General features: G+C 75.2%; 10 protein-coding genes. 2 read left to right on the forward strand and 8 right to left on the reverse strand.

From position 1 onward, the window contains the following. Positions 1–10: 10 nt before the first annotated feature. The 6 genes from ACQP6G_RS19680 to ACQP6G_RS19705 all read right to left on the reverse strand — a co-directional run bounded on the left by ACQP6G_RS19680 (position 11) and on the right by ACQP6G_RS19705 (position 7601). Positions 11–1090: a Gfo/Idh/MocA family protein gene (locus ACQP6G_RS19680; protein WP_429766870.1), complete on the reverse strand. Its 1080-nt coding sequence runs from the start codon at positions 1088–1090 to the stop codon at positions 11–13. Continuing rightward, a complete protein-coding gene (locus ACQP6G_RS19685) occupies positions 1087–1890 on the reverse strand; it encodes a ThuA domain-containing protein (protein WP_429766872.1) in 804 nt (267 codons plus the stop codon). The genes ACQP6G_RS19680 and ACQP6G_RS19685 overlap by 4 nt, the downstream gene beginning before the upstream one ends. 76 nt (positions 1891–1966) lie before the next feature. After that, the gene (locus tag ACQP6G_RS19690; protein ID WP_429766874.1) at positions 1967–3025 is read right to left on the reverse strand and encodes a LacI family DNA-binding transcriptional regulator; all 1059 of its coding nucleotides are present in this window, start codon (positions 3023–3025) and stop codon (positions 1967–1969) included. A 124-nt stretch (positions 3026–3149) separates the two neighbouring features. Further along, the gene (locus ACQP6G_RS19695; protein ID WP_429766875.1) at positions 3150–5627 is read right to left on the reverse strand and encodes a glycoside hydrolase family 65 protein; all 2478 of its coding nucleotides are present in this window, start codon (positions 5625–5627) and stop codon (positions 3150–3152) included. After that, the gene (locus ACQP6G_RS19700; RefSeq protein ID WP_429766876.1) at positions 5624–6370 is read right to left on the reverse strand and encodes an HAD family hydrolase; all 747 of its coding nucleotides are present in this window, start codon (positions 6368–6370) and stop codon (positions 5624–5626) included. Before ACQP6G_RS19700 ends, ACQP6G_RS19695 begins: the two co-directional genes overlap by 4 nt. A gap of 181 nt (positions 6371–6551) precedes the next feature. Beyond that, positions 6552–7601 (reverse strand): uroporphyrinogen decarboxylase/cobalamine-independent methonine synthase family protein, encoded by a 1050-nt coding sequence (locus ACQP6G_RS19705; RefSeq protein WP_429766878.1) that lies wholly within the window; start codon positions 7599–7601, stop codon positions 6552–6554. Positions 7602–7756: 155 nt separating this feature from the next. On the opposite strand from ACQP6G_RS19705, the gene ACQP6G_RS19710 reads away from it, so the two are divergent. After that, positions 7757–8251, forward strand: a complete 495-nt coding sequence (locus tag ACQP6G_RS19710) for an ester cyclase (protein WP_429766880.1) — start codon at positions 7757–7759, stop codon at positions 8249–8251. Positions 8252–8281: 30 nt separating this feature from the next. Further along, entirely contained in the window at positions 8282–9094 is an 813-nt protein-coding gene (locus ACQP6G_RS19715) for a TrmH family RNA methyltransferase (RefSeq protein ID WP_429766881.1), read from the forward strand. Between the two features lie 28 nt (positions 9095–9122). On the opposite strand, the gene mnmA is transcribed toward ACQP6G_RS19715, so the two are convergent. Then, positions 9123–10247 (reverse strand): tRNA 2-thiouridine(34) synthase MnmA, encoded by a 1125-nt coding sequence (mnmA, locus tag ACQP6G_RS19720; protein ID WP_429766883.1) that lies wholly within the window; start codon positions 10245–10247, stop codon positions 9123–9125. Next, positions 10244–11431, reverse strand: coding sequence for a cysteine desulfurase family protein (locus tag ACQP6G_RS19725; RefSeq protein WP_429767121.1), 1188 nt, complete (start codon positions 11429–11431; stop codon positions 10244–10246). The genes mnmA and ACQP6G_RS19725 overlap by 4 nt, the downstream gene beginning before the upstream one ends. Positions 11432–11453: the final 22 nt, after the last annotated feature.

Below are 11453 nucleotides of genomic sequence, written 5' to 3' on the forward strand. Positions count from 1 at the left end.
GGCCCCGGTGTCAGGCCGGCCCGAGGGCCGCGCGCACCGACGTCCACGACGCGAGCTGCACGCGCACGTCCTCCCGCGTCTCCGTGGCGAGGGCCTCGGCGTAGGCGCGCTCGAGCAGGTCGTCGACGAGGACCCTCGCGCCCGTGGCGGCCGACTCGACCGCCGCCGCCACCATGACGAGGCTGAGCACGTTCTCGTGCACCTCGCCCATGGGCGTGGGACCGCCGTCGAGCGCCGCGAGGAAGGTCGCCAGCGACCCGGCGATCCCGTCGCCGGGGTCCGCGCCCTCCGCCGCGTCATGCGGCCCCTCGACGACCGGCTCGTGGTCGCCGTCCCAGCGGGCGGTGCCGTCGCGGCCCGACAGCCGCCAGGCCCCGTTCCACGACGTCTCCTGGCCGGGGCTGCACCAGCTGCCCGTGTAGGAGTAGCGGACGCCGCCCGTCATCTCGAAGACCGCGGTCGCCGCGGCGTTGCCGTCGTACCAGCTCCACGACGGGTTGAACTCCTCGCAGTACACCGAGACGGGCTCGGCACCCAGCAGGAACCGGGCGGTGTCGAAGGGGTGGATCGCCATGTCGAGCAGCAGCGGGTGCGCCATCGCGTCACGGAACCCGCCGAAGCGGGGCGCCTTGAAGAACTCCGTGGTGAGCACCCCCAGGTCGCCCAGGGTGCGCGCCTGCTCCCGGAAGGCGAAGAGCTGCCGGTTGTAGCGGCGCGACTGGCTCACCACGAAGAGCTCCCCCGTCACCTCCGCGGCCGCGACGAGCGAGAGCGCTCGCGGCACCGACTCGGCCACGGGCTTCTCGCCGAGCACGGGCAGCCCCGCGAACAGCGCGGCCGTGGTGACGGGGTGGTGCGCGGCCGGGACGGTGACGTTCACGACGGCGCGCGCACCGGTCTCCCGGGCGAGCGCGACGGCGTCCGTCCCGACCGGGACGTCCGCGAGCCCGGCGTCGGCGAGCGCCCCGCGGGCGGCGTCGAGGTCGAGGTCGACGACGCCGGCGAGCTCGGCCCCCGGCTCGGCCCGGATGGCGGACAGCCAGGCCCGGCCCATCCCCCCGGCGCCGACGAGGACCAGCGGCACGCTCACCGCCCGGCCTCCGCGGCGGCGGCGCGGGCTTCGTCGTCCAGCGCGCCGCCGTAGCCCTGGCCGCGGTAGAAGTCCTCGGTCTCGTAGCGCAGCAGCGTGGGGGTCGTGCGCTCGGGACGCACGGTCACGGCCCACCCGACGGCGTTGGAGATGACCTTGCGAACCCCGTCGTGGAAGTACGTCGGGTACTCCTGGTCGCCGGGGCGGAAGTAGAAGATCTTGCCGAAGCCGCGCCGGTAGGTGATGCCGGAGCGGAAGACCTCTCCGCCGGAGAAGGTGCTGAGGAAGACGGTCTCGTCCGGGGCGGGGACGTCGAAGAACTCCCCGTACATCTCGTCCTCCTCGATGATCATGGGGTGCGGGATCCCCTGCGCGATCGGGTGGGTCGGGTCGACCGTCCACACCAGCTCCCGGTCGTGCTCGGCACGCCAGCGCAGGGTGCAGGTGGTGCCCATGAGCTTCATGAAGATCTTCGACCAGTGCCCGGAGTGCAGGACGACGAGGCCCATGCCCTCCAGCACGTGGCGGTGCACCCGCTCGACCACCGCGTCGGCGACCTCGCCGTGCGCGGCGTGGCCCCACCAGGTGAGCACGTCGGTGTCGCGCAGCACCTCCTCGGTGAGCCCGTGCTCGGGGTCGTCGAGCGTCGCGGTGCGCACGCGCACGCCGTCGCCGAGGTTCTCCTCGATGCCCCGCGCGACGGCGCCGTGCATGCCGTCGGGGTAGCGGGCGGCGACCGACGGCTCGAGCTGCTCGTGGCGGTTCTCCCCCCAGACGGTGACGCGGATCGGTGCGGTCATGATGTCTCCTTCGCTCGGTGCCGGGTCGGTGCGGTGGCGGGTCGGTGCGTGGCCGTGGGTGGCAGGTCGGGCCGGGTCAGCCGGCCGCCGGCGTGGTCCGTGTCGACCTGCGCCGCAGCAGCACCGCGGGCGCGAGCTCCCGCTCGCCGCCGGGCGGCGCGTCGCCGTCGAGCAGGGCGAAGACGCGCTCCATCACGCGCCGCGAGACGTCGCGCGGCCGCGGCGACGTGGCGGTGAGGCCGTGCGGCTCGGCCTCGGCGTCGAGGGCCAGACCGACGACGTCGACGTCCCGACCCGGCCGGCGACCCCGGTCTGCCAGCGCGCGGAACGTCGCGGGGACCGCGGTCGCGAGCACGAGGCCGGGCACCTCGTCGGACGCGAGGGCGCCGTCGACGACCCGCCCCACGTCCGGCTCGCCGGCCGGCTCGTGCCAGCGCAGCTCGACGCCGCGCTCCGCGGCCGCCGTGCGCGCGCCGCGCTCGAACCGCGGCACGAAGTTGACGCCCTGCGCGGTGACGTCCGGCCCCCAGCCCAGCACGTCCACCGTCCGGTGCCCCAGGTCGGCGAGCTCGGCCACGAGCAGCCCGCCCGCGGCCTCGAAGTCGAAGTCGAGGCAGTCGAGCCCCTCGGCGTCGTCCGGTATCCCGATGAACACGACGGGCAGCGGCAGCTCCCGCGCCACGTCGACGCGGTCGTCGTCGGCGCCGACCCCCATGACGACGAGGGCGTCGCACAGCGAGCGACCCGCCACCCGGCGCAACCCGGACGGGCCCTCGTCGGCGGTCACGAGGAGCACGTCGTGGTCGCGCCGCCGCGCGGCCAGCAGGATCTCCTCGACGAACACCATCAGACGCTGCACGCTGGAGTCCGGGTCGACCGGCACCACGACCGCGACGGTGCTGGTGCGGTGCCCCGCCAGGGCCCGCGCCCCGGCGTGCGGCTCGTAGGTCAGGCGGTCGATGGCGTCCTGGACGCGCCGCCGCGTCTCCGGGGAGATCGGGCGCTTGCCGCTCATGACGTAGGAGACCGTCGACTGCGACACCCCGGCCTCGCGCGCGACGTCAGCGCTGGTCGGCCCCTTCGGCACGTCGTCTCCCGTCGTCGGCGGACGTCGCCGGGTCCCGGCGAAGGTCATCGATGCGCATCGATGCGCACTGGTCGACGACCATAGCGACGCGCCGCCGGGGCGGCAAGGGTGTCGGCGGGGCCTGCGGGTCGAGCCCGCCGGGACGGCGGTCCCGGCGGGCTCGACCGGCGGCTCAGGAGTGCGGCACCGTCGCGGTGATGAGGGTGCCGTCGTCGCGGCGGTTGCCGGACAGGGCACGCAGGCTGGGGCGCCCCGGCCTGACCGGACCCTGGCCGTCGAGGGCGACGACGACCGGCTCGTCCGCGGTGACCGTCACCTGCTCGCCCCGCACGAAGACCGTCGCGCCCTCGCCGGTCTCGGCGACGAGCTCGAGCTCGTCCGTCCGCACCGTGACGCGCAGGCGCGACCCCTGCCACTGCACGCGGAAGGTCAGGGCCTCCCAGCCCTGCGGGAGGCGCGGGTCGAACGACAGCACCCCGTCGTGGTCCCGCATGCCGCCGAAGCCGAACGCGAGCGCCGACCAGGTTCCGCCCGCCGACGCCACGTGGACGCCGTCGGCGGCGTTGTCGTGCAGGTTCGCCAGGTCCACGAGCAGCGAGGACACGAAGTACTCGAGCGCGAGCTCGTGGTACCCGACCTCGGCCGCGACGATCGACTGCACGACGCCGGACAGCGTCGAGTCGCCGGTGGTCAGCGGGTCGTAGTACTCGAAGTCGGCCAGCTTCTGCTCGGCCGAGAAGTGCTGCCCCTGCAGGAACAGCGCCAGCACCACGTCCGCCTGCTTGAGCACCTGGTACCGGTAGATCACCAGCGGGTGGTAGTGCAGCAGCAGGGGGCGCTTGGTCACCGGCGTCGCGGCCAGGTCCCAGATCTCCCGCTCGAGGAAGTGGGAGTCCTGCGGGTGGATGCCGATGCTCTCCGCGTACGGGATCGACATGTGGTCGGCGGCCCGGGTCCACTCGGTGGTCTCGTGCACGCCCAGGGACAGGCGGTCCGCGAGGCGCTCGTAGTCCTCCGGGAAGTCCTCGCGCATCGCCTCCACGACGAACGCCGCGGCCCGCAGGTTGAACCGCGCCATGACGTTGGTGAACAGGTTGTCGTTCACCACGGTCGTGTACTCGTCGGGGCCGGTCACCCCGTGGATGTGGAAGTTGTCGTCGCCGTTGGCGCGCCAGAAGCCGAGGTCCTCCCACATGCGCGCCGTCTCGACGAGCACGTCCACCGCCTCGCGGCGCAGGAAGTCCGTGTCGCCCGTGGCCCGCACGTACTGCACCAGGGCGAAGCTGATGTCCGCGTCGATGTGGTACTGCGCGGTGCCCGCCGCGTAGTAGGCGGACGCCTCCTCGCCGTTGATGGTGCGCCACGGGAACAGCGCGCCCTTCTGCGACAGCTCCTTGGCGCGCCGGCGCGCGGCGTCGAGCATCTGGTAGCGGAACCGCAGGGCGTTGCGGGCGTACCGCGGGCTCGTGTACGTGAGGAACGGGAGCACGTAGATCTCCGTGTCCCAGAAGTAGTGGCCCGAGTAGCCGCTGCCGGTCAGGCCCTTGGCGGGGACGCCGGAGCCCTCGGCCCGCGCGGTCGCCTGGGCGAGCTGGAACAGGTTCCAGCGCACCGCCTGCTGGATCTCCGGGCGCCCCTCGATCTCGACGTCCGACCGCGCCCAGTAGTCGTCCAGCCAGGTGCGCTGGTGCGTGAACTGCTCCTCGATGCCGCCGGCGCGCACCCGGTCCAGGGTGCGGCGGCAGCGGTCGACGAGCTCGCGCGTGGGGACGCCGCGGGACGTGTGGTAGGTGACGACCTTGGTGAGGCGGATGGTGTGCCCCGCCTTCGCGTCGACGCGGAACACGTGCTTGGCGAGGTCGTCGTCGACCTGCGTGCGCACGTCCCACTCGTCCACGGTCTCCAGGCGGTGATCGGCCGCCACGGCGAGCGTCATGCCGGAGTTGGTGCAGCGGTACGACAGCACGAGCCGCTCGTCGTCGCCCCACCGGGTCTGCGGCTGCAGCACCCGGCCGGCGAACGCCTCCGCCTTGCGGGGGTCGAAGCCCTCGCCCAGCGACGCGGCGGGCACGTGGTACTCGTCCTGCCCGTCCTGCCGGTTGAGGATCTGCGACGAGATCGCCACCGGCCCGTCGGCGTCGAGCAGCGTGACCTCGAACGTCATGACGCCCAGGTGCCGCTCGACGAACGACACCATGCGCTCCGAGGCCACCTTGACCCGCTTGCCCGACGGCGTGCGCCACAGGATCTCGCGGCGCAGGACGCCGTCGCGCAGGTCGAGCGCGCGCTCGTAGCCGATGAGGTCGGCCACCGGCAGCAGCAGCGGCTCGTCGTCCACGTACAACCGGATCACCTTGGTGTCCGGGGCGTTGACGATGGTCTGGCCGACCTTGGCGAAGCCGTACGCCTCCTCGGCGTGCCGGATGGGCCACGTCTCGTGGAAGCCGTTGACGAACGTGCCGTGCGAGTGGGACTCACGCCCCTCCTCGACGTTGCCGCGCATCCCGAGGTAGCCGTTCCCCACCGCGAAGAGGGACTCGGTGACCCCGAGGTCCTCCGCGGAGAACTCGGCCTCCACCAGGCGCCACGGCTCGGCGGGGAAGCGCAGGCGGTCCACGGACCGCTGCTCGTCGGCGGTGCGGCGGATCATGCCCGACCCTCCTGCCGGTCGGCGGGCTCGTCCAGGATCGACGCGTCCAGCTCGCCCAGGTCGGCGACGACGCGGTCCGCACCGTGCGCGGCGAGCGCCTGCGCCCCGACGCCGCGGTCGACGCCGAGGACGAGGCCGAAGGGCCCCGCCGCGCCGGCCTGCACGCCGGACAGGGCGTCCTCGACGACGACCGCCTCGGCGGCCGGGACGCCGAGCAGCTCGGCGGCCCGGAGGTACGTGTCCGGCGCGGGCTTGCCCGGCAGGTGCTCGCGGGCCGCGACGTTGCCGTCCACGACGACCTCGAACCGCTCGGTCAGCCCGGCCGCGGCGAGCACGGCGGGCGTGTTGCGCGACGACGAGACCACGGCGACCTGCGCGCCCGCGGCCGTCACGGCGTCGAGGAAGCGCACCGAGCCCGGGTAGGGCGCGATGCCCTCCTCGTCGAACATCCGGTTGACGATCGCGTCCTTGCGGTTGCCGAGCGCGCACACGGTGTCCTCGCCGGGCGCGTCGTCGGCGGTGCCGCGCGGCAGCTCGACGCCGCGCGAGGCGAGGAACGTCGCCACGCCGTCGTACCGCGGCTTGCCGTCGATGTGCGCGAAGTAGTCGGCGGACGTGTACGGCGCGAGGCCACGGGCCTCGCAGTAGGGCGCGAACAGGCGTTCCCACGCCCGCATGTGCACCTCGGCGGTCGGGGTGAGCACGCCGTCGAGGTCGAACAGCACGGCTCGGAGGCTGGTCACGGGCGTCCTTCGCGGGTCGGGGTCGGGTCGCGGGCACCGTCCCCCTGCGGGCCGACGCCGGGGTTCAGCCTACGCAGTCACCGGGGCGCTCCGGGAGCACGCGCCGCGCCTCGGTGAGATCTTCGCGGATCGGTCCCACGACCGTCCCGGTCCCGTCCCGCTCAGGCCAGGTCAGCTCCGGTCAGGCGGCGGCCCGCTCCGCGAGCGCCTCCGCCACCCGCCCGAGGTTCGCCAGCTCGGCGCGACGGGTGTCGACGTCGGCGAGGCTCCGTCGCGACGCGGCGAGCAGCGTCACGTCGGCCAGCCCGGCCGCGGGCAGCCCGATGCGGCGCCACGGCTCGGCGACCAGGCGGACCAGCGCGCCGAGCTGCGGCCCGGAGCACTGCGAGACGGTGGCGGGCGGCAGCCCGGCCCACAGGCCCATGCCCCGCTCGGTCGCGCGGGCGAGCAGCTCCCAGGCGCGCTCGTTCCAGCCCGCCGTCTCCCCCGCGCCGCCGACGTCGGCGAGGTCCAGCCCGACGGCGTCCGCCCCCGCCAGCGCGACGGGCGGCACGCCCACCCAGGTGGCGCCGAGGTGCACGACGACGCGGGAACCGGCCTCGTGCGCGGCGTCGACGACGGGTCGCAGCCCCTCGACGACGTCGGGCCCGGGCACCGCCCGCAGGCGGGAGTAGCCGGAGAAGCTGGGCAGGACGCCCGCGTGCACCTGGCCCAGCAGGGGCTCGGTGAGCTGCACGACCGGCGTCGCGCCGGGGACCTGGGCGCGCACGTCCGCCACGTGGCGGCGGACCGCCTCGGCCAGCGCGAGCGACAGGTCGCGGCGGGCGCCGGCGTCGGCCAGGACGCGGTCGCCGCGCGCCGACCACAGCTGGGCGGCGAGGGTCCACGGGCCGGTGAGCTCGACGGCGAGCGGGCCGTCGTGCCCCACGGCCGCCACCGCCAGCGCGGACAGGTCCTCCCGCAGCAGGGACTCCGCGCGGCGCAGGTCGGCGCCGGGGTGGTCGGTCAGCTTCCAGCCGTGCGGGCCCAGCTCGACCGGCATCTCCGCCAGCAGCGCCGCCGTCCGGCCGACGGCGTCGGCCCCCGGCCCGCGACCGGTGAGCTGGGCGAGGAACGGGACCGGGTCGACGCCGGTCGGCAGCGACGCCAGGTCGTCGAGCACGGTCTGCTGCGCCACGAGCTCGTCGCGCGCGCCGCCGGGCCACGGCCCGTGGCCGGAGACCGCCGTCACGCGTCCGCCCTCGCTCCGGCCGGGCGCCCGCCCACGACCTCCACCACGCTGTCGCCCGATGTCACCCGATGTCACCTCTCCCACCCCGTCATGGCACGGCCGGTCGCCGCTCTCGAAGGGTAGGAGCACGGTAACGGTCCGACGAAGGAGTCCCGATGTCCGTCATCCTCGACCAGGCGCCCGCGGCACCCGCGGGCCGGGCCCCCACGTCACCGCTCGTGCACCCCTCGGGCGGGTCGTCGACCGTGCTGTCCACCCCCCGGGCGGTCGCCACCCGCGTGCACGCCAACGCCATGCCGTCGGGCGCCGAGGCGGTGCTGCGGCGCCAGCTCGCGCCCGGGTTCCGCAACCACGACGTGCTGCCGGGCTGCGCCGGCGGCCCCGACGCGCTCGTGGCGACGATGCACTGGTTCCACGACGCGTTCGACGAGCAGCGCGTCGAGGTGCTGCACGCCGTCACCGAGGGCGACCTGGTGTCGCTGCACGTCGCGTTCAGCGCCCTGCACTCGGGGTTCTTCCTCGGCGTCGCGCCCTCGCACCGGCGCTTCACCGTGCGCGAGATGCACCTGGTGCGCGTCGCCGACGGGCTCGAGGCCGAGCACTGGGTCATGCGCGACCAGGTGTGGTGGGAGCACGAGCTGCGTCGCTGAGCGCCACCGCCGCCGTGGGAGACTGCGCCCATGCGGATCACCGTGCGCAACGCCCGTTTCCAGCAGCTGCAGACGCTGCTCACGAACCGCACCAAGCGCGGTCGCGCCGGGGAGTTCCTGGTGCAGGGCGTCCGCCCGATCACGATGGCGGTCGAGCAGGGCTGGCAGGTGCGCACGCTGCTGCACGAGACGGACCGCCGGCTGTCGTCGTGGGCCCAGGAGATGCTGCAGGCCACGGGCGCCGAGACGATCGCGATGACGCCCGACCTGCTCGCCGAGCTCGCCGAGAAGGACGAGGGCGCCAGCGAGCTGCTGGCCGTGGTCGCGATGCCCGCCGACGACCTGGCGCGCGTCCCGGTGGGTCCGTCGTTCCTGGGCGTCGTCTTCGACCGCCCCACCCAACCGGGCAACGTCGGCGCGGTCGTGCGGTCCGCGGACGCGTTCGGCGCCGACGGCCTCGTCGTCACCGGTCACGCCGCCGACCCCTACGACCCGAAGGCCGTGCGCGCGACCACCGGCTCTCTCTTCGCGCTGCCCGTCGTCCGGGCGGCCTCGCACGGCGAGGTCATGGACTGGGTGGGCGCGCACCGTGCCGCCGGGCGCCCGGTGACCGTCGTCGCGACCGACGAGGACGGCGACGCCGCGCCCGCCGACGTCGATCTCACCGGCCCGGTTCTCCTCGCCGTCGGCAACGAGACCGCCGGGCTGTCGAGGGGCTGGCGCGAGGCGGCCGACGTCACGGTGGCGATCCCGATGGCCGGCTCGGCCAGCTCGCTCAACGCCTCGAACGCCGCGTCGATCGTGCTGTACGAGGCGCGCCGGCAGCGGCTCGCGCGGGGCTGAGCCCGTCCGGACCCGTTCGGGGACGGCGTCAGCCGCGCCAGGCGCGCGCGACGGTGCCCTGGCCGAGCACCCGCGTGCCGCGGTACACCACCAGCGATTGCCCGGCCGCGACGCCGCGCAGCGGGCGGCCGGTGAGCTCCACCTCCATCGCCGGGACGCCGTCCGCCGTCGTCGCCCGCACGCGGGCGGGCACGGGGGCGCCGTGGGCGCGGACCTGCACCTCGACGTCGTCGAGCCACGTGCTCCCAACGTCACCTTCCGGGGCGGCGAGCCACACCGCCTTCCCCGCCTCGATCCGGTCCACGCTGAGCAGCTCGGCCGGCCCGACCACGACGGTGTTGGTCGACGTCTGCACGTCCACCACGTACCGGGCGCGCCCGTCGGCGGCGGGGTGGCCGAGGCCCAGGCCCTTGCGCTGGCCGACCGTGAACGCGTACGCGCCGTCGTGCGCGCCGACGACGGCGCCGTCGGTGTCCACGACCTCGCCCGGGCGCGATCCGAGCCGGTCGCGCAGGAAGCCGCGGGTGTCGCCGTCGGCCACGAAGCAGATGTCGTAGGAGTCCGGCTTGGCGCTCACGGACAGGCCGCGCCGCTCGGCCTCCGCGCGCACCTCGGCCTTGGAGGCGAAGCCGCCGAGCGGGAACATCGCGCGCGCCAGCCGCTCCGGGCCCATCACGGCCAGCACGTAGGACTGGTCCTTCTCGTCGTTCGGCGACCGGTGCAGCTCGCGGGTCGCGGTGCCGTCGGCGGCCTCGCGCGTCACGACCTGCGCGTAGTGGCCGGTGGCGACGGCGTCGAACCCGAGGGCCGTGGCCTTGTCGAGGAGCGCCTCGAACTTGATGTGCTCGTTGCAGCGCACGCACGGGTTCGGGGTGCGGCCGGCCGAATACTCTCGCAGGAAGTCGGCGACGACGGTCTGCTCGAACGTCTCCGAGAGGTCCCAGACGTAGTACGGGATGCCGAGCACGTCCGCGGCGCGGCGCGCGTCGCCGGCGTCCTCGATGGAGCAGCAGCCGCGCGAGCCGGTGCGGAACTGGTCGCGGTTGCGGCTCAGGGCCATGTGCACGCCGACCACGTCGTGCCCCGCCTCCACGGCGAGCGCCGCGGCGACGGCCGAGTCCACGCCGCCCGACATGGCGGCCAGCACCCTCATGCTGTGCCCCCCGCACCGGCCGGCGCGGACACGAGGCCCGCCGCGCGGGCCCGCTCGACGACCTGGGGCAGCGCGGCGACGAGGCGGTCGACGTCCGCGGCGGTCGACGTCGCGCCGAGCGAGAAGCGCAGCGCGCCGCGGGCCTCGAGCTCCGGCACGCCCATCGCGAGCAGCACGTGCGACGGCTGCGGCACGCCCGCCTGGCACGCCGACCCGGTGGAGGCCTGCACTCCCGCGGAGTCCAGCAGGTAGAGCAGCGAGTCGCCCTCGGCGCCGGGGAACGTGAAGTGCGCGTTGGCCGGGAGCCGCGCGGCGGCGCCGTCGCCCGCGGTGCGGCCCGGGTCGGGGCCGCGCAGCACCGCCTCCGGGTCGACGGCGCGCACGCCCGCGACGAGCCGGTCCCGCAGGGCGCCCAGGGCCGCGGCGCGCTCGGGCCGGGCGGCGACGGTCTCCGCGAGCGCGACGGCGAACGACCGGATCGCGGGCACGTCGAGCGTCCCGGAGCGCACCCCGCGCTCCTGGCCGCCGCCGTGCAGCACGGCCTCGAGCGGCAGGTCGCGGCGGGCGAGCAGCGCGCCCACGCCGATCGGCCCGCCGAGCTTGTGCGCCGTCACCGTCATCGCGTCGACGCCCGAGGCCGCGAAGTCGACGTCGACCTGGCCCACGGCCTGCACCGCGTCGGTGTGCACGGGGACGCCGTGCTGGTGCGCGAGCCGCACGACGTCACGCACCGGCTGCAGCGTGCCCACCTCGTTGTTGGCCCACATCACCGAGACGAGCGCGACCTCGTCGCCGTGCTCCGTCAGCTCGGCGCGCAGGGCCGCGAGGTCGAGCCGGCCGTCGCCGTCCACGGGGAGCAGCACGATCTCCGCGCCCGCGTGCCCCGCGAGCCAGAACGCCGGGTCGAGCACCGCGTGGTGCTCGACGGCGGAGACGAGCACGCGGGTGCGGCGCGGGTCCGTGCGGCGCCGGCCCCAGAAGATCCCCTTGATGGCGAGGTTGTCGGACTCCGTGCCCCCGCCGGTGAAGATCACCTCGCTGGGCCGCGAGCCCAGCGACGCGGCGACGGACTCGCGCGACTCCTCGACGGCCCGTCGCGCCGCGCGCCCCGCGGAGTGCAGCGAGCTCGCGTTGCCGGTCCGGCCGGCCTCCGCCACGTACGCCTCGAGCGCCGCCCGCGACATCGGGGTCGTGGCGGCGTGGTCG

Origin of the sequence: Isoptericola nanjingensis (assembly GCF_050311635.1) — a bacterium.
Classification (GTDB): Bacteria; Actinomycetota; Actinomycetes; order Actinomycetales; family Cellulomonadaceae; genus Isoptericola; species Isoptericola nanjingensis.